The organism is Geobacter metallireducens GS-15, assembly GCF_000012925.1.
GTDB classification, from domain to species: domain Bacteria; phylum Desulfobacterota; class Desulfuromonadia; order Geobacterales; family Geobacteraceae; genus Geobacter; species Geobacter metallireducens.
This window is the reverse complement of sequence record NC_007517.1, coordinates 1,173,577-1,198,286: the sequence shown is the minus strand read 5'-3', so window position 1 is coordinate 1,198,286 and position 24,710 is coordinate 1,173,577. Positions and strand designations below refer to the sequence as shown.

Below are 24,710 nucleotides of genomic sequence, written 5' to 3'. Positions count from 1 at the left end.
CATGCACACCGGCAGATACTTCGCGAAAAACTCCTATTACGACCGGACCTTCAACAAGCAGGCAGTGAAGATCCTTCCGGGCGAATACCACGCCACCGACAGCGACACCATGATCGTCACGGTACTCGGCTCCTGTGTCTCGGTCTGCATCCGCGACCGGCTGAGCGGCATCGGCGGCATGAACCACTACATGCTTCCGGGCGAGGCAGGCACCGACGAATCCCCTTCACCCCGCTACGGCACCCACGCCATGGAGCTGCTGATCGATCACCTGATCCAGCTGGGAGGGAGGCTCCCCTACCTGGAGGCGAAGGTCTTCGGCGCCGGCAGGGTCATCAACGGAGTAACCGACGTGGGGGAGCGCAACGCCGAATTCGCCCTCCGTTACCTGGAAGAGCGCGAGATACCGGTAACGGCGGTGGATGTGGGGGACATCTACCCGCGCAAGGTCTACTTCGCCCCGGCAACCGGCCGTGCCTTTGTCAGGCAGATCAGGACCGGCAGCATCGACTCGCTGTTTATCGGAGAATCGTCATGAGCACGCAGCCCATCAAAGTTCTCATCGTCGATGACTCGGCCCTCATCCGAAGCCTGCTGACGGACATCATCAACAGCCAGACCGATATGGAGGTGGTGGGAGTGGCGCCCGACCCCCTGGTGGCCCGGGAAAAGATCAAGGCGCTCAACCCGGACGTTCTGACCCTCGACGTGGAAATGCCCCGGATGGACGGGCTGGTCTTCCTGGAAAAGCTGATGCGCCTTCGCCCCATGCCGGTGCTCATGGTCTCGTCACTCACCGAAAAAAGCTCATTCCTGACTCTTCGGGCACTGGAGCTGGGGGCCGTCGACTTCGTCACCAAGCCGAAGATCGACATCAGCCGGGGCATGCAGGAATACGCCCGAGAGATCACCGACAAGCTCCGGGTCGCCGCCAAAGCCAGGGTACGGCAGCCCCCCCACGTCCACCTCTCCGTGGAGCGAAAGAATACCGCCGACGCAGTGCTGCCGATGGAACACCGGACCTTCTCCTCTACCGAGAAGATCATCGTCATCGGCGCCTCCACCGGCGGCACCGAGGCCCTGAAATCGTTCCTCGTCGCCATGCCCGCCGACTCTCCCGGCATCCTCATCACCCAGCACATGCCCGAGGCTTTCACCCGCACCTTTGCCCAGCGACTGAACAGCCTCTGCAGGATCAGCGTCAAGGAGGCGGAGCACGGTGAACGAATCCTCCCGGGCCACGCCTATGTCGCTCCGGGAAACCGGCACCTTCTCCTCGCCCGCAGCGGAGCCAACTACGTGGTGGAGCTCTCCGACGGCCCGCCGGTCAGCCGCCACCGGCCGTCGGTGGACGTCCTCTTCCGTTCGGCAGCCAACCGCGCCGGCAGGAATGCCGTCGGCATCATCATGACCGGCATGGGAGACGACGGCGCCGCCGGCATGCTGGAGATGCGCGAAGCCGGCGCCTACACCTTCGCTCAGGACGAAAAAAGCTGTGTGGTCTTCGGGATGCCCAAAGAGGCCATAGCGCGAGGCGGGGTTGACGAGGTGGCGCCCCTGGGCGAGATGCCTCGACGACTCTTCGGCTGGCTAGAGTCGCAGGGGAACCGGGCCTTCAGGGTGTGAAGCAGATCAATATTCCCCAACGATCAGTTCGTCGAGATCCTTCCTATCGCCCGTGCGGGTGAATTCCGCCGGCCGCCCCACTGCCACTACCGCCATAAGCTCCAGGCTCTCCGGCAATGCCAGCAGTTCCCGCACCTTGTCCGCGCTCTTCAGAATCTCCCCGAGCCACACGGCCCCAAGCCCCAGGGCATGGGCTGCCAGAAGCATGTTCTGGAGGCACGCCCCGACAGACTGGTGGTCCTTTGTGTCGTTGTACATGGCGGCCCGGTCGCAGAAGACCGCAATGGAGACCGGCGCCCCTTCCAGGATGTGCCGGTACTTCGTAAACCCCGCCAGCGCCCGGCGCTTTTCGTCGTCGGACACAATGGCAAACCGCCACGGCTGATTGTTGAGCCCCGACGGCGCCCAGGAACCTGCCTGGACGATCTCCAGAACTTCCTCCCGCGTCACCGGCTCGCTGGTATACTGCCGCACGCTGCGGCGTCCGTAGATTGCCTCCAGAACCTCCATCTCCATCCTCCTCGCCAGCTGGCTAACTACACGTAAAATAAATTAAAGTTTTGCTGTTACGCACCGATTAACTAAGAAAAATGTTATGAGGTCATTCCCATGCTGGCCAAAGCCATTGCCGTCGTTTCGGTGCTCATGTTTTTCGTTGCCCTCTGTTGTGTCTGCATTGGGGGAATCATCTTCCGGTAGCCCGTAACCTCACCCTCTGTTGCTTCACCGGCCTACGTAGGCGGACGCTACAAATAGGAGATATCGGTATATTGAGAGGCTGTGTGTTTCAATCCTCGCCCGCCTGCGTAGGCGGGCGCTACTAACCTTCGGACAAAACGCGGCGAACTGATTCCGTTTCAATCCTCGCCCGCCTGCGTAGGCGGGCGCTACTCAGGGCCGCATCTTCGCCCGGTCCAATGACCTGTTTCAATCCTCGCCCGCCTGCGTAGGCGGGCGCTACCCGCGCACGGCAGACCGCAGGGGCAGCATCAGGTGTTTCAATCCTCGCCCGCCTATGTAGGCGGGCGCTACTTGGTATTCCCTGCACGATATCACCGTCCCTCCCGTTTCAATCCTCGCCCGCCTATGTAGGCGGGCGCTACAGGCGGCGGCGTCCCACCCGTCGAGGCCGGTGTCGTTTCAATCCTCGCCCGCCTATGTAGGCGGGCGCTACCCTTCGACATGACCGTGCCGGGGGTGTTGGTCGAGTTTCAATCCTCGCCCGCCTATGTAGGCGGGCGCTACCGGACGCTGATCAGCGGTTTCCACTCTTCCTGGGGCACCAAGTTTCAATCCTCGCCCGCCTATGTAGGCGGGCGCTACCGATGCGGGCCGTGCCGATCCCTGGGGTGATGGTGTTTCAATCCTCGCCCGCCTATGTAGGCGGGCGCTACGGCGCCGACAGTACAAATCTTCAAGTCGGACTTGGTTTCAATCCTCGCCCGCCTATGTAGGCGGGCGCTACGACAACTTCTGCCGGGAGTGGAGCGCGGCGGATTTGGCGGTTTCAATCCTCGCCCGCCTATGTAGGCGGGCGCTACACGGCCAACATCAGGGCCAAAGTGGAGCGCATAGTGTTTCAATCCTCGCCCGCCTATGTAGGCGGGCGCTACTGCCACATCTTTTTAGTGACAGTTTTCAAACAGTTGCATGCCCATTTCCGCGAATCCGGCAGAAAAAGGCCGCTAAGGTATTCCCTAAAATCCCTCACCCTCCTTATCCCTCGAAATGTCACCGTGTTACCCGTCCGCGAACATCCCGTGTTTCTGAAGGAACACCAGGTTCGCGGCTCAAACGATCAACGGCTCATCATCAAAGAAGATCGTTCGCGTGAGTCCATGGGTTTCCACATGGTTCTCCCGGGGCTCTGTCAGGCGATAGAAGCGGAGGTTGTCCTGTTCCTTGTTGATTTCCCGAAGCAATTTTCGCCGCAGATCCTCAAACTTCATCTCATTGACCTGACATTCAAACACCGACTTCTGGACCCGCTGGCCATAGTTCTTGCACGCCTGGGCCACCCGTCGCAGTCGCCGGCGACCCTCTCTGGTTTCGGTGTTCACGTCATAGCAGACAACTACCCACATCAAATCCCCCTCTATCCCCCTTTCATAAAGGGGAACTCGCAATTCATCCCCGCCCCGCCTGTAACTCCCCCCTTTGCGAAAGGGGGGCCGGGGGGAATTTCTATGAATAGAGCACCGGCGTGTACTGCTCCAGGTCCCCCCGCAGATGCCGGGCCAGCAGCCGGGCTTGAACGTGGGGTAAGAGCCCGAAGGGAACTTTCTGGTCGAGGACCGGATGGTGAAATTCATCCTGTTTCCGCTTCTGATAGGCCATGATGACTTCCTTCCGGCCCGCATCGTCCAGATAGGTGGCCCCGCCGGGCCGCACCTCGAAATGTTTTTCAGTGATCTGCTTCCGGTTGATGAGGGTAAGGGCCAGCCGGTCCGCCAGCACCGCTCGGAATTCTTCCATGATGTCGAGCCCGAGGGAAGGCCGCCCCGGACGTAGGACATGAAGAAAGCCCATCTGGGAATCGAGCCCCACTCCTTCTACGGCGCTGATGCAGTCGTTGAGAAGCAGCGTATAGAGGAAGGAGAGAAGTGCGTTCATGGGATCGAGCGGAGGCCGGCGGTTGCGGCCGTTCATCCTGAAGGCCGGGCGCTCCTCTTCCTTCACCATCCGGTCGAACACCTGGAAATAGGCGTTGGCCGCCTCCCCCTCCAATCCGCGCACATGGTCGATATCCGTCGCGTCCTTGAGATGGAAGAGCGCATCGGCCAGGGTGTCGCCCGCTTTTCGCAGGACGGCGCTTTCATCAGCGTCGGTGGTTTCGCGCGCTCCCCGCATGAGGATCTGGCGGGCATTCTTAACCTTCCCCGCCACCATGTTCCGGGCGATTGCCGCGGAGCGCTCCCTATCCCGCACCGCCTCGTACTGGGTCTGGCGCAGGAGCACGTTGCCGCTGGTCTTGCCGACGACGCGGCACTTGAACTTGCCGTTACGGTCGAGGATCACCAGCGCCCGGCCGTCCTCGGCACAACGCGCCATGATGAAGGGACTCATCATGACGTTCCCCATGGTGACGATGGCCCCCAGATGGTGAAGCGGCACCTGCATCTGGAGTGCGCCCTTCACCTCCACCTTCACCGTTTCGTGGTCGAGGCAGACATAGGCCCCCTGGGTCATGACGTAGAGGGTGTTGAGGATCTGTTTCATGGCTTTTTCCCTTTCAGCCGCTTGCGACTTTCTGGTTCCACCAGGAAATTTTCTGACGTCACCACCCGTTCGCCGGTTTCCACCTCCAGCTTTTCCCGTGCCTCGCCGGCAATCCGCCCCCCCTTGTGGGCCGCCACCTTGTTTTCGGGAAAGCCTTGAGCATCCTGCTTGCGTGCAATCTCCGTCGTGGCCGCCTCCCCCAGCATCGAGAAGATCAGCTCCAGGTCGGTCATGTGGTCCCGCAGGTTCTCACGTCCGAGCCCCTTGAACTGCTTGTACTCGCCGGGGGTCATGCCGAAGGCGGCCTTGGAGATTTCGGCGGTAAGGATGGCGTACTCAGGCTCCCCCTTCACTCCCCGGTTTTTCCACTCCTCCGTCAGCTCCGCCCGAATGGCGATGCCACGCATCCGCTTCTCGACCCAGGCTTCTGAATATCCCTTGGCCTTGTACAACTCGCGGATGCGCTTCGTGGCCAGTTCGGGGTCTTCGATCTCCTGGACCCGCTCGTAGCCAACCTTTGCCAGCCAGCGTTTGAAGGGCTCGGCCTTGGGAGACGGGATGGACTGGATGATGCGGAAAAGGCCTTCGGTGCTGGCCATCTCCGTCAGATATTTTTTCCCATCCGAAGACTCCAGTTTCAGTTGTCGACAAAATGTCGACAACTCGATTCCACTGGCATCAAGTTCCCGCTTTTTCATGCGATACCAGTAGTCGCGGGGCTTGTCGCTGTCCGTCAATGCGGCTATCACATCAACAACGGCAAAGAACCAGACATTATCCACCAGTAGGCGCCTAATCTCCTTACTCTGAAAAACAACCAACTTCGTTTCCATCCATCCCCCCTCAAATTTCAAACAATTCCCGCGCCACCCTGCGGCTTCTGTCCTTCTCGGCAACGACGGCGGGAAGACATGATTCCTTCAGTGAGCAATGGGTGCAGCGCTTGTCGTTCACCGGCGGCGGGACGGTGGATTGCGCAATCAGTGCAAAGACACCTTCTGCCGCTTTCTCTACGTGCTCCCGTATTACGTCGGTAAAAACAACTTCCCTCCTCTCCCGCGAACCATGCCAGAAGAGCGCTCCCTTCTCCACCGCAACCCCGAACATCTCTTCGAGGCAGATGGCTTGGGCACAGAGTTGCAGCGCCTCATGGCGGCCGTCCCGGTGCCTGCCCGATTTGTACTCCACCGGATAGGGAGTTTCACCGTGAAATTCCACCAGATCGGCCTTGCCAATAAGGTTAAGCCGTTTCGACCAGAGGGGGAGCGCCCGCTCGTAGCGGATGCCCGCAACGTCATGGGACGACTCCATATCCACGTTCTCATGCACGTCGCGGCCGCGCATGGTGTAGAGATTTTCGCCCCACACCTGCTCCACGTGGATCAGGGCGCACTGACGCGGGCAGTAGCTGTAATGCTCCAGGGCGGAGATCATGATGGGGTCGGTGGGTTCGTTCATAACAATCCTTGTAGGGGCAATTCATGAATTGCCCAATCGTTGTGTCATCATTAGGGCAATGCGTGAATTGCCCCTAACAGGTTGTTGAAAAACTAAACCTTTTTGATTCAATAAGTTAGCGAACTGTGCTATATTTTTACGCGTAACAATCTGAATTTACAGGAGAAAAGTTATGCGCGGCGCCGAGACAAAAACCGAAGCTCTGTTCTGTTATCTCTCCCCTGAGTCGTACGTCCCGAAGGACCACCCCTTGCGGTCGATCAGGGCGATGGTGGATAAGGCCCTTGCAGAGCTCAGCCCGCAATTCGAGGCCATGTACTCCCACACCGGCCGGCCCTCGATTCCTCCTGAGCAGTTGCTTAAAGCACTTCTGCTTCAGGCGCTGTACACCATCAGGAGTAACCGTCTGCTGGTGGAGCAGATCAGCTACAGCATCCTGTTCCGCTGGTTTGTGGGATTGGCCCTGGACGAGAAGGTCTGGGACCACTCCTCGTTTTCCACCAACCTGGAGCGGTTGATCGATACCGACGTGGCACGGCTGCTCTTGGCAAAAGTAGTTGAGCAGGCCCGAAGGGCAAAGCTGTTGTCCGACGAGCACTTCAGCGTTGACGGCACCCTCATCGAGGCGTGGGCTTCTATCAAGAGCTTTCGGCCCAAGGATGGACCAAAGCCTCCAGTGGGTCGTAACACGGAGCGTGATTTCCACGGCGAAAAGCTCAAAAACGACACCCATGCCTCCACCACCGATCCGGATGCGCGGATTGCCAGGAGAAGCTCGGGCAAAGAGGCGAAGCTCAGTTACCACGGGCACGCTCTCATGGAGAACCGCAACGGGATCATCGTCGATGCCAGAATCACCCACGCAACCGGTACCGCTGAGCGGGATACCGCAGTCGAGATGATCGCAGACGTCGCCGGTAACAAGCGGATCACCATGGGCGGCGACAAGGGCTACGACACCAAAGAGTGCGTCAAAGATCTGCGAGCACTCAAGGTAACCCCTCACATTGCTCAGAACACCGCTAACCGCCGCTCAGCCATCGATGGCAGGACTACCCGCCACGAAGGCTACAAAACCAGCCTGAGGATTCGCAAGCGGATCGAAGAGGCCTTCGGCTGGCTCAAGACTGTCGGCAATCTCCGCAAGACCCGGCATCGGGGAATAGCGAAAGTCGACTGGTACTTCACCATGGCCATTGCGGCATACAATCTGGTCCGGCTGCGCAATCTCGGGACGAAAACGGCATAATCAGGGGAATAATGCGACTCTTGGTGGCAAAGCCCGCCCGAAAAGGCCAAATCAAGGTAAAAAGCAAAGTTTCAAAGAACGAATAGGGCGAGATCAATGCAACTATCGGCCTAAAATGATCTCCTTGAAGGGGATTGCCCTGGAAATGAAGGAGTTTTTCAACGGCCTGCTAAGGGTCTGGGTTTTCTTCGTCATCGGCCCATTTCAGGAGATTGCAACGGATGTATTCCCGGATGCTGGTAAATTCCCTTTCATCTCGGATAACCCGTTCGTAATAATTGCGCTGCCATACGGGAATGCCTGCACTGCCGCGCATTATGTTGATCTGTTTAGCGGTATTCATCTTGAAATAGCCGATTATTTTCGGGATCACCATATTTCGACGAGCCACCTGTAGGGGCAATTCATGAATTGCCCCTACACCACCACCAATTTCATTTTCTTGAACCACCATGATCCCGTGAACATGGTTCGGCATGACGATGAATTCGTCCGTCGTCATGTTGGGAAACCGCTCCGCCAACCCGTGCCATGTTCCCACCACCATCCGCCCCGCCTCGTTCAACTGCATGACCCCATCGACCACCCCGCCGAACAGACATTCACGCCCTTGGACACACATCGTCACGAAATACACACCGCCTGAGGAATAATCATATTCCCGCAGGCGGATGGAACGGCGATGGTGAATATCGGGATTATAGGTCATTCAATTCGTCATTCGTAGGGGCGAATCTGTGTTCGCCCAGGTTATTGGTTGGTATGTCGATGATGCATAGGGGCAATTTACAGCATGTCCGTAGGTGTGTAGGGGCAATTCATGAATTGCCCCTACGAGAGAACATTACAACTTCTCGACGACCGTCACACCTGTCGGCATATTCTCCTGAGTGGGCACACAGATATCGTACTGATCGAAGCTGCGGACTGGCGTCTCTGATGCCTCGGCAGAGACCAGATCAAAGAGGTGGTGTGCCGGAGCGTTCCCCATTTTAGAGTCATGCTTGAAGACGATCAGCTTGCGGGCCGACATCTGGCCGCGGGCCGCCGAGCGATCGTGTTCGAACATGTTGACCAATGACTGCCAGAAAAGTTCAAGGTCTTCCTCGCTGAAACCGGTCTGGGCCGCCAGCGGTGCAGAAATGAAGCCGTGGCAACGATAGAGGGCATAGGGGACGGTAAATTTGCGTCCCATGGTGCGGTTATCCCCATCCTGCTTCTCAGCCTCGGCAGGAGTTGCCACTGCCATGCGGGTGATGCTGTGCTCCAGCGGCACGATCTGGTCGACGCTGCGGGCAAAGGTCAACTGGACCGGGCCACGAACCTGGCCTGCGTTCTTGCCGGTGGACATGACCGCACCAAAAGTCCGAACGTCGAAGTATTTGCCACACATGAACTGCCGAGCGGCCTCGGTTTTTTCACCCTTTTCCTTTGCCTTTACGTTTTCCTGTTCGTGGGCCTCATCAATCAGGTTGTTGAGAATCGCCTTCTCTTTGACAAAGATGTCATACCCCTGCGACAGCTCCTTATCCAATTGAACGTAGTTCCGCACTTTCCGCTTCAGGCAGACGTCCGTCACCAGCCCATGGCCGGTTTCCGGATCAATGCGGGGAAGGTTGCCGGCGTCAGGGTCGCCGTTGGGGTTGCCGTCCTTCACGTCGAAAAACAGTACAAAGTCATAGCGGTTCTGAATGGTCATGGTCATCTCCTCCTATGGATTCACGTTGGTTGTGGTTTCGTTCTTTTTGAAAAAATCCTGGCGCTGATGATAGTAGCCAACAGCAAAGCGCCCCTGGTCCTGGAGACTCAGGTGAGTCGGAAAATCATCAAGACCATCCATGATTTCGCCGACGATCTTTTCCAGATTGACCGCCCGGCCCCGGTTTTCGAGCTTTGCCAGATGGTGGTTCTTCAGCTTCATCAGGTGCGGGAATGCTGCCACCGGCGTTCCCGAAGCCGCGCCGTAGAAGCGGTCACGGATGGTGGCATTGATGCCGGGGCTTGCCTCTTCCTGGATCTTCTCCAGTACGGCGAAAAGCCGCCCGAGCCGATAGCCCGGATTGGTATTGGTTACATCGAGTGCCATGCCGACCTCCTGTTCGTTTGATGTGTAGTATCTTGTTCCCCGCGCCAATACGGCCTTTATGACAGACACGCGGGGGTAGGTGATTTCGCGCTCGGCACGACAGCGCCGAATCGCCGCCGAAAGCAAAGACTGGGGATAGGGCGTTCCCGCCAGAATCGATTTCATGAGGTCGCCGGCCAGATTCGGTGGGATGTTCTCTGACTTCCCCTGCATTGCCGTGGAAACCAGCAACCGGAAAAGGGAAAGGTATTCCGGCTGATTGGGGCCGTGAACGACGGCGCAGTCATCGAAGTGCTGTCGAATATGGCGGGCGGTTTCGCCGACCGTTCCGGCGTGCCAGAAACGGACGGCAATGCGGGCCGCGTTGGGGGCAAGGCCGAGGACGAAGAACGGGGTGAGATCGTGGTCGAGGGGCGGTGTGCCGGCTTGTGGAGCGGTGTAGAGGGAACGGATCGCCTGGGTTGTTTGATCGAGGTTTTCCTTGGCCGGTTCGCCGAAAAGATCGGCGAAAAGATCTTCGACACGGTGCTTTTCACCAGCCCAGAAAACCATGGTGTCGCTGCCAATCAGCAGTTTCTGTCTTGATTCCTTGGCCAGCAGATGGTTAAGGGCGGTGGTGTAGGCAAAGGCGGCGCCCTTGCTGGTCGGCGCGTTGTAGCTTTGCTGCCGGCCATAGGAGTCGAACCCCATGTTTTTCTGAAAGGAGACAATTTTCGCGTTGCTCTTCGCCCCAATGATCGGCGTTCGCGGATGCAGTCGAGCCACGGTGGCACTTTCGCCGGTTACGAGGCATATCCCTTCCACGTCCCCCGTTGTCGAGTCATCTTCATCGTCGTCCTGTGCGGACGATTTCGCGACGAATTCCCTGACGTTATCGCTTTCACAGACAAGGCTTAACTCATCGGACAACCTGAAGCTCAGATTACAGCCTGGAATTTTCCGACATTCCTCCCACGCAGGATGTTCAAGTAACTTTTCTCTCTCGTCGGATTTCAAAAAGCGCATGACCGCCTGAACGCCTTTATCTTGAGGATACGCAGCGGCAAGCTCTCCAACCCTCTCAACGAATGTTCCGTGCTGCTTCCGCGCCATCTCCTTGTCGGCATCCGAATCCGATTTGGGCCAGCAAAGGACATAGCCGTAATGGTCCCAGAGCAGGTTGGCGCTCTGCCATGCGTTTTTCCCCGATCTACCGCTGTCCTTGGGCACCCTGAACTGACGCGCGATCAGTTTCTTTCCCGACCTGTTCCTCGTATCCTGAAAGTCGCCGAAGGTTCCGTCACCATTGAGGACAATCAGAAAAGGGATTTCCTTTTGCTCGAATCCTTCCGGCGGCAGTTCATCCTGTTTACGAACATAAAGGCCATGCAACGCCTGCAGTATCATCGCCGCACCTCCTCGCTGTCACGGGCCGGAACCATCATTCTGCCATCCTTCAAAGCTGCCCGGAAGAACGAAGGGCGGCAACCGTCGGTGCAGGTATGGACGTGCCCCTCATCCCTGCTGGTGTCGTGGCAGAGATCGTAGAGCATGAAACCGAGGTCGCGCGTCTCGACAATCGGCTCCGGCAGGGATTGGTCGTGGGGAATTAGCTCGAAGCCGGCAGAGAACTCCCGTGTCCCCAGGTACGGCTGGTTGAAGCATTTTCCCTTGGATGCCCGACAGATGAACATTTCCTGGAACTTGATGACGTTGTTCCTTTCGTCTGGCGGCACGGTCATCTCGAACCAAGCGTGGATGGTATAAGCGACATCCCGCAGGAACAGGCCGGCCCGCTGCTGGCGCTGTTCCTCGATGAACAGCCCATTAGTTCGTGGAGACATGACGCTCCCCACTTCGTTGCGCCGCACCGACTCCCAGCGGATCGGCTTCAGCACGTCGATCCGGTCCACCTGCCATCGGATGGCCGGTTTCCAGAGAATCGCCTCCAGAACGCCCCTCGCCGCCGATGGGGTCATGACATCATAGGAGACCCGCTCCACCTTCATTTCGGGCCGAGTGAAGCAGGCGTTGTCGCCCCAGACCTTGAGGCGCAGCATCCGGCTTTTGGTGGATGCCATATCCATACATTTCCCTCCTTTCGCGGAGACTACTGCGCCCGCCCACTGAGGCGGGCGCTTTCACTTTGCCACCTGTTTTCGAAACTGTTTCAATCCTTTTCCATTTACTGGAATCTGTTTTACCTTTTATCTAAACTGAAATAATTGTCAAGTCTCATCCGATTAATTCGTCAGGCTCGTACACGATCGACTTATCCGGACAGAAACCGAGATCAGGGTGATACAGGGCGCCATGTGCCTGCACGAAGATACCGGGACACCTTTCCCGGATTGCCCCTTCAGACAACAAACGATTGTGCAGGTAGCGCGGCAGGTTGACCACCGAACGTTGAAGTTTTCGCAGCAGCCAGCGCTCCGGTCCCTGGCGTTCCAGCAGAGACAGCAGTTCGTCATTCTCGAATTGGACGATCACCGGCGCCTGGGCACTCTCGTCAATAAGCTGAAACTTTCTGGCCGCGGTGCGGAAGCTGAATCGCAACCCCACATCGTTCCGCAACAGGCCGATGATATTTTCACGGTCAAGGCGGTCGCCGCGCATCCAGTAGAACTCCCTGAAAAAGGCCTCAAATCGCTCCATGGACAACGGGTCACTTTCTGCTTCGGCCAGAAGCCGCATGCCGATCCCCGCCGCCTGCTGAAGGTGCCCCGCCGGGATTTTTGACGGTGGGGTAAAGACGAATACTTCCCCCCATTCCAGCAGCCCCTCCCTATTGCACCGCCCGGCTGCCTGGGCAATTGAGTCGAGGCCGGCCGCAGCCCGATAAACAATAGGGAAATCCACGTCCACCCCCGCTTCCACCAGCTGGGTGCTGATGACACGGGTCGGTTCCCTGTTCCTGAGCCGCTCCTTGATCTCGGCGATCTTCCGTGCCCGATGGGCTCCGCACATGAGCGCGGAGAGATGAATCGTCCCCTTCGGCATCTTTTCCCACAGCGTGCGGGCATCGTCGCGGCGGTTGACGATGCAGAGAGCTGAATCCTGCCACTCAAGCTCCTCGGCAAGCTCATCCCATGAAACCGGGGCAAGGTCACGCAGTTTATGGATACGAGTCCTCTTGAGCTTCACATGGAGCTTCGCCGGATCGTCCATAATTTCCGTTATCTCGGGAATCCCCTTGAAGTCGAAGTTCGCCGATTGATGCGGACCAAGGGCCGGCTGGGTAGCCGTACAAATGACTACCGTGGTCCCGTAGTTCTTCTGCAACTCCTTGAGGGCTTCGAGAATCGGATTAAGGAAATCCGGAGGGAGTAGTTGGGCCTCGTCGAGGACCACCACACTGTTGACGATGTTGTGCAGCTTGCGGCACCGGCTGGTGCGGCTGGCAAAGAGCGATTCGAAGAACTGAACCGAGGTGGTGACGATGACCGGTGCATCCCAGTTTTCAGACGCCAGGCGCAGGCGCTGTCCTTCCTCGTCACTGTCCTGACGGGCCACGTTGCTGTGGTGTTCCACGACCGAATCACCGAATACCTCCCGGAACTGATCGGCGGTCTGTTCGATAATGCTGGTATAGGGGATGACGTAAATGATGCGGCGCTTGCCGTGGGCGCGGGCATGGTTGAGGGCGAAAGCCATTGACGAGAGGGTCTTGCCGCCGCCGGTTGGAACGGTGAGGGAGAAAAACCCCGGTGAGTGAAAAGCCTTACCAACGGATTGGCGAAGGATTTCAGCGCGCAGCCTGTTGACGGGAGTATCAAAGGCGGTGGCCTGTTTGTCGGCCATATAGGCATCGAACAGGGGAAGTAGTTCTTCGATTGTCGGGAAACGGCTACGTTGGCCGACCGGTGCAGGATTGAAAAACGCTTCGGTATCGAGAAAATCGGCATCCACGAGGCAGGAAAACAGCATTCGCAGCCAGAGTGAAGCTGTCAGGTCGGTGGCTGGCGGTTTCGGGCGTTCGGCTGGAATTTGCTGTTCAAGCAGATTGGGAGGGAGTTCCGAGAGGACCACGCGGGCTAACAAATCGGTTGAGGTAAGACGTCGTTCCAGATTAGAGCCAGTATTGTCAGCCCAGTCAAGGAGACCGGCATGATGACCGGCCACAAGGTAGGCTATGACTCTCCCGAGTTTCCCAAGCCGTTGGACGGCATACAACGCCCCGGCAGATGAATGATCGGTTCGTGGCCCATCGTCCAGTATGTAGCGTTGGAATTCATGAGAATATTTCCCGAGGTCATGCCAGATTCCGGCAAGCCTCCCCCACCCTGCACACCCAAACTCTCCGGCAAAAGCTGCGGCAAAATACGCCGTCCCGCACAGATGCTCCTCAAGCCCATGAACCCGCCCATCTTCCGCCAGATGGGCCACCGGTCGTTCTCTCATCTTCCCCTCCAGGAACACCGCCGGACACTCAAATCAAAAACAGTGAACCCATCCTAACCTACAATTGCGACAAAACAAGTCACAATATGTTCTCCTGCTGATAAGTGATGGTTTGGACGGGGAAAGGGGACTATGTAACCGCCAAGGGGAAGACTGACGCTAATCAGCAATACACATAAAAAAACCCGACTCCTCTATCGGGGGCGGGTTTTCGCTCGTCTGGGGTATCGAGTGCGGGTCAGGCGGCACCCTCCTCCTTATCCTTGGTCGCGATCTGCTCCGGCTCTTCCAGCGTTGCCTTTTTGAAGTTCCTGATGCCGGCTCCCAGGGACTGTCCCAACTGGGGGAGCTTGGCAGGGCCAAAGACAACAAGGGCAATGACGAGGACGATTATCATTTCTGGCATTCCGAATCCGAACATGGGTGAATCTCCTTTAGTGGCAAATTAGAGTATCGACGCAGAGTATTGTATCACCCCGCGATGCGGTCGGCGCCGAGAGCGGCGTCGAGTTCGTCCCGCTCGCCATCCCGAAGCCGGTAATAGTCCACGGGGGTATTGATGTTGCTGAAGGTGGCGTAGTCCGGATCGAAGAGGGCCACCTGCTCGGCGTTGACCCGGTTGACGTTGGTCCGGCCGAAGAACGAAACAATCCGCCGTTCGCCCGACAGGAGCGTTGTCTCGATGGCGGCAAGGCACCCTTTGCCGTAGACCGCATGGAGCGGTTCCAGCCCCGCCGGGCTTTCGGGAATGAGGACCCCGCCCGGGTCGGCCAGGGTGGCCAGATGCCGGATCAGGTCGCTGTTCAGGTACGGCATGTCGCAGGCGACCATGAAGGCGGCAGGGTTGGCGGCGTGGTGCAGCCCCGCATGGATGCCGGCCAGTGCCCCCATCCCCGGGTGGATGTCGGCCACTTTCCGGCAGGGGAGAAAATCATACTGCTCCGGGTTGTTGGTGACGAGGAGCACCTCGTCGAAGATCTCGGCCAGCTGCCGATGGATGGCCTCGATGAAGCGCCCCCCCTTGTAGGGAAGGAGCGCCTTGTTGCTCCCCATGCGGCGCGACTGCCCGCCGGCGAGGATGACGCCGGTGATGCCGGGAATGCGCCTCCCCTGTGCGGACGCAGGTAGGGGCAGTTCATGAATCGCCCCCACGGGTGGCGCCATCGCCAGCCGCTCGTGGTGGGCATACACCGTGAACTTCCCTCCCCGGACATAACCGATGAGGGGAATCCCCGCCTCGTCGCACATCTTCACCGCCATGTCGGTGGCGGAGGTGCGGGAGGCGATGAGCGCTATTCCGAGCCTGGCGCACTTGGCAGCCATTTCGGTGGAGACCCGCCCCGAGGTGACAAGGATTGTCCCGGCCAGGTCGATCCCCTTGAAGAGGGCCTCGCCGGCGATCCGGTCAAGGGTGTTGTGGCGGCCGATGTCCTCGGCGAAGAGGAGGAGGTTCCCCTCCCCGTCCCCCACGGCCGCGGAGTGGATGCCGCCGTGGCTCCGGTAGTTGTCGGCCCGCCGCGCCAGCTCCTCCATGAGGCGAAACACGGCGTCGGTGGTGATAGCAGGCAGGGCCAGGGGAGGAGGGATTTTCGGGGTCTCCAGGGTAAAGGTGACCCCCGTGCCGCAGCCGCTGGTGAGGACCGGCTTCAGCCGCTCCGGCAGCTCGCCCCTGATCCGCGCGTTGGCGATGCCGAAGTCGTCGCAGACGGCCAGCATGTGGAAATCCTCGGCCCGCTCCACGAACCCCTGGTTGCGAAGGAACCCTGCAACGAGAAACCGGAGATCGTGGGGAGAAGAGATCAGCGTCGCGATCTCCCGGCCGTTCACGTGGAGCACCAGGGGGAATTCCCGGACGATGCCCGACTGTTTTTCTTCGAAACGGCCGTTGGTGTAGATGTGGATGGTTTTCATGGAAACCTACGCCTCGCTCGCCACCCCATGCCCATGCTTCTCGATCTTGCGGAAGCGGTCGGGGATGGTGTAGTCGGTGGCCTCGGGGTGGTGCTCGAAGATGGGGAAGTACTTGGCCACGAGCACGAAGAAGAGGATGTGGGCCGCGATGATGCCGATGGTTACCACCGATTCGATGAAATTCGGGAAATATGCCGGCTGGCCGGGCTGGTGCATGGCGAACATGGAGACGTTGAAGCGGTTCAGCACGAGGCCGGCGATGACAAAGGAAGCGGCCCGAAGCTGCATCTGCTTGTCGGTCCTGATCCGTTTCGTGAGGAACATGCCGAACGGAATCAGGAGCCCCACGATCACCTCAACCGCAAAGAGGGCCGTCAGGACCGGTCGGTCGAAGAGGGGTCCGTGGGAGAGGGACGCCAGGGCATAGACCTTCACCAGCATGTAGACCCCCATGATCCAGGGGATGATCTTCGTCAGCGTGGCCAGCAGGTCGGACTCGTCGGGCTGCCCCATGTACTTGTGCACGAGGCTCGCCTCGAAGATAACGATGGAGAGGCCGGTGAAGATGGCGGAAAGCCAGAACTGAAGCGGCAGGAGCGGATTGTACCAGAGGTTGTGGAGCTTGTCGACGGCGATGAGGAAGAAGGTCCCCAGGGTCGACTGGTGGAGCGTGGAGATCATGGCCGCCAGGATGGCGAACGGCAGCTCCAGGGTCCGGAGGAGCCGCAGCGGGATGTGCCAGCCAAACCGCTCGCTCACCGGGTGGAGGAACTCCAGGAAGAGGACCGTGGTGTACGCCATGACACACATGGAGACCTCGAACATGGGGGAGTGGACGTTCCAGTTGAAGAGGACGTAGGGGCCCCGCTGGGGCTGCCCCAGGTCGAGGAGCAGGCCCACGCAGACCAGGGAGTAGCCCAGGAAGCCGGTGACGATGGCCGGCCGGACCAGGGGCTCCAGCTTCTTGATGTGGAAGACGTGGGCCACGATGCCGATAGTGAAGGCGCCGGCCGCCAGGGGGACGGCGGTGACCACGTCGAAGGAGATCCAGAGTCCCCACGGGTAGAGGTCATTCAGGTTGGTGGTGGCCCCGAGGCCGAAGATGAAGCGGACAGCGGAGGCCAAAGCCGCCCCCCCCACGAGGACCATCAGAAACTTGATGAAGCGATGGTACCCTTTGATTTCATTCATGACAATGCGTGCCGCGGTCATTGGTTCCCCTCCTTCCGGCTGTTCCGTTCCTCTTCCTCGCGCCTCACCCGGTCCTTGCGGTGCTGGAACCAGGTGACCAGCGACAGGGTGCCGCCAACGGTGAGGAAGATCCCCGGCACGAACCGCAGGGCCTGCCAGGTGTAGGAAGGGAGCGGCCGCTTGGTGACCGGCCGGAAGCCCAGTTCGTCCAGGGGCTGCTGGGTCAGATAGAGGACGCTGGTGCCGCCGGCCTCCTCCTTGCCGTAGACCACCTTGAAGTAGCGGTCGGGCTTGGCGGCCATCCGCTTCTCCGCCTCTTTCAGCATCTCGTCCCGGCTGCCGTAGGTGATGGCGGTGGGGCAGGCGGTGGCGCAGGCGGGGTGAAGGCCGTTCTTAACCCGGCTGTAGCAGCCGGTGCACTTCTTCACCAAGGGAAACGCCTTGCTCCACTCGTACTTGGGAACGCCGAAGGGGCAGGCCACCATGCAAAAGCGGCAGCCGATGCACTTCTTGGCGTTGTAGATGACAGGCCCTTCCGGCGTTTTGTGGAAGGCGCCGACGGGACAGACGGAGGCGCATGCGGGGTCGTTGCAGTGCATGCACATCTCCTTGTAGAAGGCGAACTCGTTCTGCCCGTGCTTCTCGTAGTCCTTGAACTTCACCCGGGTGAAGGTGAATTCGGACATCTGGGGCGGGTTCTGGTACCCTTCGCCGGTGAAGAACGTGGTCTTCTCACCCTTCAGCTGGTTCCACTGCTTGCAGGCAACCTGGCAGCCGCGGCAGCCGGTGCACTTGGTGGTGTCGATGAGGAACGTCTTGGTCTTGCCGTAGTCGATGGTCGAGGAGCTCATGCCCGCTTACCCCCTTTCTCGATGTTGCAGAGGAACGCCTTGAACTCCGGAATGCCGGTGTTGGCGCACCCAACGGTGGGGGTGAGGACGTTACCGCTGTCCCCCTTGGCGAGTCCCGCGTAGCCGAAGTGCCACGGCATCCCCACCTGCTCGATCATCCGCCCCTGGACGTTGAAGGGCTTGAGGCGGCTGGTGACAAGGGCCACCGCTTCGATGGAGCCCCGCTCGGTGGTGACCTTCACCGTGTCCCCCTGCTTGATCCCCTTCCGCTGGGCCAGGGTCTCGGAGAGTTCCACGAACATGTCGGGAACCAGTTCCACGAGCCACGGGAGGCTCCTGGTCATGGCACCGGCCTGCCAGTGCTCGGTCACCCGGTAGGTGGTGCCGACGTAGGGGAACTTGGCGGTATCGCTCGACACGTTCTTCGGCACCTTGACGACCGGGTTGCTCTGCACCTTGGAGAGGAGGTTCCTGGCCGGACTCTCCACTGGCTCGTAGTGCTCGGGGAACGGCCCGTCCTTCATGTCGAGGGCGTAGAGGCGGCCATGTCCCTCGGGGAGCATGATGAAGGGGTACTTCCCTTCCTTGTCGTCCTTCATGGGGGGCCAGGGACCGTCGGGGACATCCCCCTTCCACTTCTTCTCCAGCGCGTCCCAGGCGATGACCGGGCGCTTGGGGTTAAACGGCTCACCGGCCGGGTTGACGGAGGCGCGGTTGTAGATGATCCGGCGGTTCACCGGCCAGCACCAGGACCACTTGGGGAAGAGGCCGAGGCCGGTGGGGTCGGAGGCGTCCCGGCGGGCCATCTGGTTGCCGTCCTTGGTGTAGGAGCCGCAGTAGATCCAGCAGCCGGAGACGGTGGAGCCGTCGTCCTGGAGGTACTTGAACATCGGGACCTGATCCCCCTTCTTGAACTCCAGGGTCTTGTCCTTGTCGACGATGGTCATGTCCTTGGTGAAGTAGCCGTTGATCTCCCTGGCCACCATATGGACGTCGGGCTCGTGGCCGGTGCCGTAGCTCCAGGAGAGCTTGGTGATCGGCTCGGGGAACGCGCCCCCCTGCTTCAGGTAGAGGGCCTTCACCCGCTTGTAGAACTCGTCGATGATGTGGAGGTCGCTGCGGGAATCACCCAGCGGGTGGACGGCGGCGTAGCGCCACTGGGCCCAGCGGCCCGAGTTGGAGATGGAGCCTTCCTTCTCGATGGAGGAGGCGGCCGGCAACATGAAGACCTCGGTCTGGATCGACTTCGGGTCGACGCCGGGACGCTTCCAGAAGATGGAGCTCTCGGTCTCCCAGAGGTCGGCGGTGACGAGCCACTTGAGCTTGCCAAGGGCCTCCCGGGCCTTGCCGGAATCGGGGCCCCCCACGGCCGGGTTCATCCCCATGCAGACGAGCCCTTCCAGTTCTCCCTTCCCCATCTTCTCCATGATCTTCACGTAGGAGTAGTTCCCCGACCGCTTGGGGAGGTAGTCGTAGCAGAAGTCGTTCTCGGCCGTGGCGTTCTCGCCGTACCAGGCCTTGAGGAGGCTCGTGATGTACTTGGGGGTGTTCCCCCACCAGTTGGCGCTCTTGGGGTCCTTGGTCTTGGGGGTCCACTTCTCGTTGTAGGCCTTCAGGTCCACGTTGTCGAACTCCGGCGACTTGAGGTAGCCGGGGAGGATGTGGAAGAGGAGCCCGTAGTCGGTGGAGCCCTGGACGTTGGACTCGCCCCGCAAGGCGTTCACGCCGCCGCCGGCGATGCCGATGTTCCCCAGCAGCATCTGGAGGAGCGCCACGGCCCGGACGTTCTGGCTGCCGTGGGTCGACTGGGTGATCCCCATGGCGTAGAGGATGGTCCCCGCCTTGTCGGCGCGACCGGTGCCGCAGAACGCCTTGGCCACCTTGAGGTAGTCTTCCTTTTTCGTGCCGGTGATGGCGCAGACGGTGTCCACATCATAGCGCCGGTAGTGGTTCTTCAGGAGTTGGTAGACGGACTTGGGATCCTTCATGCCCATGTCCCGCTTGGGCTTGCCGTCGGCGGTGGTGGCGTAGGCCCAGGACTTGAGGTCGTAGGTCTTCTCCTGATCGTCGAAGGCGCAGAACATGCCGTCCTGGAAGTCGAACTGCTCCGAGACGATGAACGTGGCGTTGGTGTACTCGCGGACGTACTCCTCGTGGATCATGTTGTTCTGGAGGGCGAAGTTGATTATCCCCCCCAGGAAGGCGATGTCGGTCCCCGGACGGATCTGGGCGTAGATGTCCGACTTGGAGGCCGTGCGTGTATAGCGCGGATCGACGGCAATGAGCTTGGCGCCGCTGTCGAGCGCCTGCTCGATCCACTTGAACGAAACAGGGTGGTTCTCGGCCGGGTTGCAGCCGATGGCCAGGATTACGTCGGAGTTCTTCAGGTCAATCCAATGGTTGGTCATGGCACCACGACCGAATGAAGCCGCCAGACCGGCGACCGTTGACGAGTGTCAAAGTCGGGCCTGGTGTTCGAGCTGCCCCACCCCCATGGCGCGGGCGAATTTGGTCCAGAGGTAGCACTCTTCGTTATCAAGACCGGCGCCGCCGAAGAAGGCCATGCCATCGGTGCGGTTCACCACGTACTCTTTGTTGTCCTTCTTGTTGAGCTCAGTCTTCTTGAAGGACTTGTCGCGGGTTTCCTTCATCCGCTGGGCGATCCGGTCAAGGGCCCAGTCCCAGCTCTTCTCTTCCCATGTGTCGGAGCCGGGCGCCCGGTACTTCACCTTCTGGAGCCGGTTCTCGTTGTTGGCGATCTGGAAGAGCGCGCCCCCCTTGGGACAGAGCGCCCCCTGGTTGATCGGGTGCTGCGGGTCACCTTCGGCGTTCACCACCCTGCCGTCCTTGGTGTGGACGATCAGGCCGCACCCAACCGAGCAGAACGGACAGATGGTGGTCGTGGTCTTCAGCCCCTTGGTCCGGAGCTCGGGAGCATCGACGCTCGCCTCCCCCGGCTTGCCGGAGAGCGCGATGGCCGCGCCGGCCAGTGCCCCCCGCTGCAGAAACTGCCTGCGTGAAATTCCCATTTCACAAACCCCCTTCGAAGAGATCGGGCCATGGAGCCCGTTGCGTTGAATGTGACAACGGGCTCACAAGGGCAACCTCCGTGCCAATACCGTTTACACGTCTACATTATCGACAACACACTGGAATAATTGGAATTCACAGATTTTTCACGGCAACAGGAACATACCGTGTGGAATCTTGTCTTGCGGAATCCTGGCCGCGTCTGTATCATTTTGTCCATGTAGACATACTAAAAACTAATGAAACGAACGGCATCGGCGGGCACGGAAAATCATCATGAAAGCACGCATTCTCATTTGCGACGACGAGGAAGGGATCAGGCGCTACCTCCAGAAGATGTTCCTGGCCAAGGAGTACGATGTGGAAACCTTTGCCGACGGAACGAGCCTTCTGGCACGTATTGAGGGGGGAACGGAGGGTGATGCCGACATCCTCCTTCAGGACGTGCGGATGCCGGACATGGACGGGATCGAGGTGCTGAAGCGGGTGAAGAAGCTCCGGCCGGCCATGCCGGTGGTGGTGATGACCGCCTTCGGCACCATCGACGCGGCCGTGGAGGCGATCAAGCTGGGGGCCTACGACTACGTCACCAAGCCGTTCCCCAAGGAGAAGATCCTCGGCCTCATGGAGAACGCCCTCCAACTGGACCTCCTCATGAAGGAGAACCGGGTGCTGAAGGAGGAGCTCTCCCGCCCCGACATCCCCGACAACATCGTCTTCACCAGCGCGAAGTTCCGGGAGGTCTACGACCTCACGGTCCAGGTGGCCGGCAGCGACGCCAACATCCTGGTCCTCGGCGAATCGGGTACCGGCAAGGAGCTTATCGCGGGCGCGATCCACGTGAACAGCCAGCGCAAGGGGCGGCGCTTTCTCTCCATCAACTGTGCGGCCCTGTCTGACACGCTCCTGGAGAGCCAGCTCTTCGGCCACGTGCGCGGTGCCTTCACCGGCGCCATCACCACCCAGAAGGGGCTCCTGGAGGAGGCCGACGGCGGCACCCTCTTCCTGGACGAGATCGGCGATGTCTCCGCCGCGGTTCAGGCGAAGCTGCTGCGGGTCATCCAGGAGCGGGAGTTCATCCCCGTGGGGGCCACCAAGCCCAAGAGCGTCGACATCCGCTTCGTGGCCGCCACCAACAAGGATCTGGCCAAGGAGGTCGCGGCCGGACGATTCCGGGAGGACCTCTACTACCGGCTCAACGTCATCACCATCGCCCTCCCCCCTCTGCGGGAGCGGCGCGAGGACATCGAGCCCCTGGCCATGCACTTCCTTGCCAAGTATGCCCGCCGCATCCGGAAGAATATCCGCGGGTTCACGCCCGAGGCGCTCCAGTCCCTCCAGGGGTACCGCTGGCCCGGCAACGTGCGGGAGCTGGAAAACGTCGTCGAGCGGGCCGCCATCCTCACCCGGGGCGACCTGGTCACTCCCGAAGTCCTCCCCATCCGCCCCCGGGAGGATGCGCCACTTCTCCGGCCGGACAACCTGCTCGTTTCCCTGGAGGAGATGGAGCGGGAGCACATCGAGCGGGTCTTGCGCCAGACAGGCTTCCACAAGAGCCGCACGGCGGAGATCCTCGGCATCTCCCGCAAGACCCTCGACCGCAAGATCGTGGAGTATGCCCTCGCCATCCCCGGCCAAGGGATCTCCGGAACCCTGGACGACTGAATGGGACCGAAGCGCTTCCCCATCCGCCTCAAGCTCACCTTCGCCACCCTCATCCCCCTCTTCGTGGCCTCGGTCATCTGCTGGGTCATCGGCATCTCCATCATCAACTCCCGGATCGTGACCCAGGCCCAGGAAAAGGTCCGCACCGACCTGAACTCGGCCCGGGCCGTCTACCAGAGCGAACTTGACCACATCCGGGACGTGGTCAAGTTCACCGCCACCAACCCCTTCACCTCCATGATTATCTCCCAGGGGGACCGCGCGACCCTCAACAACCTCCTCTCACCGCGGATGGCCAGCGAAGGGCTCGACTTCCTCACCGCCGTGGACCGGTCGGGCCGGGTCGTCTTCCGGGCCAGCAACCACGGGGCCTTCGGCGACAGCAAGATCAACGACCAGATCGTCTCCCGGGCGTTGCAGGGCGAGCACATCGCCGGCACCGAGGTGATCCCCCCCGGGGAACTGGTGAAAGAAGGGAAAGAGCTGGCCGCCAAGGCGTCCATCCAGATCCTCCCCACCCTCCACGCCCGCCAGCGGGACGAGTCCGTGGAGCGCTCCGGCATGGCCATGGTGGTATCGGTGCCGGTGCGGGACCAGGCCGGGACGGTCGCGGGTGCCCTCTACGGAGGAGTTCTCCTCAACGGCAACAACACCCTGGTGGACCGGATCAAGAAGATCGTCTTCGAAGCGGTGAGCTACCAGGGGGAGGACGTGGGAACCGCCACCATCTTCCTGGGGGACTTGCGGATAGCCACCAACGTCCTCCTTTCGCCGGAACGGCGGGCCATCGGCACGAGGCTCTCGGAGGAGGTCTACAACCGGGTCCTCCTGGCCCGCGAGAAATGGGTGGGACGGGCCTTTGTGGTGAACGACTGGTACTACTCCGCCTACGAGCCGATCCTGAACCTCCAGGGGAAGCCGGTGGGATCCCTCTACGTGGGGGTCATGGAACGCCCCTTCCTGGAGATGAAACGGGAGATATCCCTCATCTTCGGGGTGGTCCTCCTCTGCGGCTCCCTCATCGGGCTGGCCATTTCGAGCTTCATCGCCTCGCGCCTCGCCCGCCCCATCAAGGAACTGGAAAACGCAGCCCGCCGGATCACCGCCGGCGAACGCGACAGTGCCATAACCATCCAGACCCGCGACGAGATCGGCGACCTGGCAGGGGAGTTCGCCCAGATGACCAGAACCCTCGCCCAGCGGGAGGAGGACATCCGGAAGCTGAACCGGGACCTGGAGCAGAAGGTGCTGGACCGCACGGCCCAGCTGGAGGAAAAGAACCTCCTTCTTGTGAAGACCCAGGAGGACCTGGTCAGGGCGGCAAAGCTGGCCGACATCGGCATGCTGGCCGCCGGCGTGGCCCACGAGATCAACAACCCCCTGGCGATCATCCGGGGGAACACGGAGCTGCTCCAGATGGCGATCCCCGAGGACGACCCGAGCCGGGAGGAGGTGGACACCATCGCCCAGCAGACGGGACGGGTGGAGCGGATCGTGGGGAGCCTCCTCAAGTTCGCCCGCCAGCAGAAGAAGGAACTGGGAACGGTGGAGGTCAACAGGCTCCTGGATGAGATCCTCAAGCAGGTGGGGCACCAGATTCCCCTTGCCGGCATCGACATCCGACGGGACTACGCCGCCGACATCCCCCTTCTGGAAGGAGACGGCGACCAGCTCCGCCAGGTCTTCACCAACCTCATCCTCAACGCCATCCAGGCCATGAAGGAGGGGGGAACTCTCACGGTGGGCACCTCCCGGGACAGCGAAGCCGGGACCTGTACCGTTGCCGTGGAGGACACGGGGGCCGGCATCCCCCCCGAAAACCTCAGGAACATCTTCAGCCCCTTCTTCACCACCCGCAACGACGGGACCGGCCTCGGCCTCGCGGTTTCCTACGGCATCGTCAGGGATCACGGGGGGAATATCCAGGTGGAGAGCACGGCGGGGACGGGGAGCACCTTCCGGGTGGTGCTGCCGCTGAAGCAGGGGGGGACGACTGACGTAAGCATCAGACAAGGGACTTAACTGCCTGATAGGGCTTGAA

General features: G+C 60.3%; 20 protein-coding genes and 1 CRISPR repeat array. Of the genes, 5 read left to right on the top strand and 15 right to left on the bottom strand.

Features of this window, described 5'->3' with window-relative positions; translation table 11 throughout:
- Window position 1 precedes the first annotated feature (1 nt).
- Together cheD and GMET_RS05395 are read left to right on the top strand one after the other, a co-directional pair.
- A complete protein-coding gene (cheD, locus tag GMET_RS05400; RefSeq protein WP_004513732.1) occupies window positions 2-538 on the top strand; it encodes a chemoreceptor glutamine deamidase CheD in 537 nt (178 codons plus the stop codon).
- Window positions 535-1,626, top strand: a complete 1,092-nt coding sequence (locus tag GMET_RS05395; RefSeq protein ID WP_004513731.1) for a protein-glutamate methylesterase/protein-glutamine glutaminase — start codon at window positions 535-537, stop codon at window positions 1,624-1,626. Before cheD ends, GMET_RS05395 begins: the two co-directional genes overlap by 4 nt.
- A gap of 6 nt (window positions 1,627-1,632) precedes the next feature.
- On the opposite strand, the gene GMET_RS05390 is transcribed toward GMET_RS05395, so the two are convergent.
- From GMET_RS05390 to cas4, 5 genes are all read right to left on the bottom strand, one after another.
- Entirely contained in the window at window positions 1,633-2,136 is a 504-nt protein-coding gene (locus GMET_RS05390) for a nitroreductase family protein (protein ID WP_004513730.1), read from the bottom strand.
- Between the two features lie 274 nt (window positions 2,137-2,410).
- Window positions 2,411-3,239: a CRISPR direct-repeat array (repeat unit 37 nt; unit sequence GTTTCAATCCTCGCCCGCCTATGTAGGCGGGCGCTAC).
- A gap of 177 nt (window positions 3,240-3,416) precedes the next feature.
- Window positions 3,417-3,710, bottom strand: a complete 294-nt coding sequence (gene cas2 / locus GMET_RS05385) for a CRISPR-associated endonuclease Cas2 (RefSeq protein ID WP_004513729.1) — start codon at window positions 3,708-3,710, stop codon at window positions 3,417-3,419.
- A gap of 100 nt (window positions 3,711-3,810) precedes the next feature.
- On the bottom strand, window positions 3,811-4,845 hold the full coding sequence (cas1c, locus tag GMET_RS05380) for a type I-C CRISPR-associated endonuclease Cas1c (RefSeq protein ID WP_004513728.1): 1,035 nt from the start codon (window positions 4,843-4,845) through the stop codon (window positions 3,811-3,813).
- The gene (locus GMET_RS05375) at window positions 4,842-5,678 is read right to left on the bottom strand and encodes a BRO-N domain-containing protein (protein ID WP_004513727.1); all 837 of its coding nucleotides are present in this window, start codon (window positions 5,676-5,678) and stop codon (window positions 4,842-4,844) included. The genes cas1c and GMET_RS05375 overlap by 4 nt, the downstream gene beginning before the upstream one ends.
- A 10-nt stretch (window positions 5,679-5,688) precedes the next feature.
- A complete protein-coding gene (gene cas4 / locus GMET_RS05370; RefSeq protein ID WP_004513726.1) occupies window positions 5,689-6,303 on the bottom strand; it encodes a CRISPR-associated protein Cas4 in 615 nt (204 codons plus the stop codon).
- Window positions 6,304-6,475: 172 nt separating this feature from the next.
- Between cas4 and GMET_RS05365 the strand changes: the two genes are divergently transcribed.
- Complete coding sequence (locus GMET_RS05365) at window positions 6,476-7,552, top strand: IS5-like element ISGme1 family transposase (RefSeq protein WP_011365646.1); 1,077 nt, start codon at window positions 6,476-6,478, stop codon at window positions 7,550-7,552.
- Window positions 7,553-7,721: 169 nt separating this feature from the next.
- Here GMET_RS05365 and GMET_RS05360 read toward each other — a convergent pair whose 3' ends face one another.
- From GMET_RS05360 to fdnG, 10 genes are all read right to left on the bottom strand, one after another.
- Window positions 7,722-8,261 carry a transposase gene (locus tag GMET_RS05360; RefSeq protein ID WP_004513244.1) on the bottom strand — a complete coding sequence of 180 codons (540 nt, stop codon included), beginning with the start codon at window positions 8,259-8,261 and terminating at the stop codon, window positions 7,722-7,724.
- Window positions 8,262-8,396: 135 nt separating this feature from the next.
- The gene (cas7c, locus tag GMET_RS05355) at window positions 8,397-9,251 is read right to left on the bottom strand and encodes a type I-C CRISPR-associated protein Cas7/Csd2 (protein ID WP_004513243.1); all 855 of its coding nucleotides are present in this window, start codon (window positions 9,249-9,251) and stop codon (window positions 8,397-8,399) included.
- A 12-nt stretch (window positions 9,252-9,263) separates the two neighbouring features.
- Complete coding sequence (gene cas8c, locus GMET_RS05350) at window positions 9,264-11,024, bottom strand: type I-C CRISPR-associated protein Cas8c/Csd1 (RefSeq protein ID WP_004513242.1); 1,761 nt, start codon at window positions 11,022-11,024, stop codon at window positions 9,264-9,266.
- A complete protein-coding gene (gene cas5c / locus GMET_RS05345) occupies window positions 11,021-11,704 on the bottom strand; it encodes a type I-C CRISPR-associated protein Cas5c (RefSeq protein ID WP_004513241.1) in 684 nt (227 codons plus the stop codon). Before cas5c ends, cas8c begins: the two co-directional genes overlap by 4 nt.
- A gap of 148 nt (window positions 11,705-11,852) precedes the next feature.
- The gene (locus GMET_RS05340) at window positions 11,853-14,021 is read right to left on the bottom strand and encodes a CRISPR-associated helicase/endonuclease Cas3 (RefSeq protein ID WP_004513240.1); all 2,169 of its coding nucleotides are present in this window, start codon (window positions 14,019-14,021) and stop codon (window positions 11,853-11,855) included.
- A 238-nt stretch (window positions 14,022-14,259) separates the two neighbouring features.
- Window positions 14,260-14,442 carry a twin-arginine translocase TatA/TatE family subunit gene (locus tag GMET_RS05335; protein WP_004513239.1) on the bottom strand — a complete coding sequence of 61 codons (183 nt, stop codon included), beginning with the start codon at window positions 14,440-14,442 and terminating at the stop codon, window positions 14,260-14,262.
- Between the two features lie 50 nt (window positions 14,443-14,492).
- Complete coding sequence (fdhD, locus tag GMET_RS05330; RefSeq protein WP_004513238.1) at window positions 14,493-15,932, bottom strand: formate dehydrogenase accessory sulfurtransferase FdhD; 1,440 nt, start codon at window positions 15,930-15,932, stop codon at window positions 14,493-14,495.
- Window positions 15,933-15,938: 6 nt separating this feature from the next.
- Window positions 15,939-17,144, bottom strand: a complete 1,206-nt coding sequence (nrfD, locus tag GMET_RS05325; protein WP_004513237.1) for an NrfD/PsrC family molybdoenzyme membrane anchor subunit — start codon at window positions 17,142-17,144, stop codon at window positions 15,939-15,941.
- On the bottom strand, window positions 17,141-17,974 hold the full coding sequence (locus GMET_RS05320) for a 4Fe-4S dicluster domain-containing protein (protein WP_004513236.1): 834 nt from the start codon (window positions 17,972-17,974) through the stop codon (window positions 17,141-17,143). The genes nrfD and GMET_RS05320 overlap by 4 nt, the downstream gene beginning before the upstream one ends.
- On the bottom strand, window positions 17,971-21,003 hold the full coding sequence (gene fdnG / locus GMET_RS05315) for a formate dehydrogenase-N subunit alpha (protein ID WP_011365770.1): 3,033 nt from the start codon (window positions 21,001-21,003) through the stop codon (window positions 17,971-17,973). The genes GMET_RS05320 and fdnG overlap by 4 nt, the downstream gene beginning before the upstream one ends.
- A 277-nt stretch (window positions 21,004-21,280) precedes the next feature.
- On the opposite strand from fdnG, the gene GMET_RS05305 reads away from it, so the two are divergent.
- Together GMET_RS05305 and GMET_RS05300 are read left to right on the top strand one after the other, a co-directional pair.
- Window positions 21,281-22,669, top strand: a complete 1,389-nt coding sequence (locus tag GMET_RS05305; protein ID WP_004513233.1) for a sigma-54-dependent transcriptional regulator — start codon at window positions 21,281-21,283, stop codon at window positions 22,667-22,669.
- The gene (locus GMET_RS05300; RefSeq protein WP_004513232.1) at window positions 22,670-24,691 is read left to right on the top strand and encodes a cache domain-containing protein; all 2,022 of its coding nucleotides are present in this window, start codon (window positions 22,670-22,672) and stop codon (window positions 24,689-24,691) included.
- The last annotated feature ends 19 nt before the right edge of the window (window positions 24,692-24,710 follow it).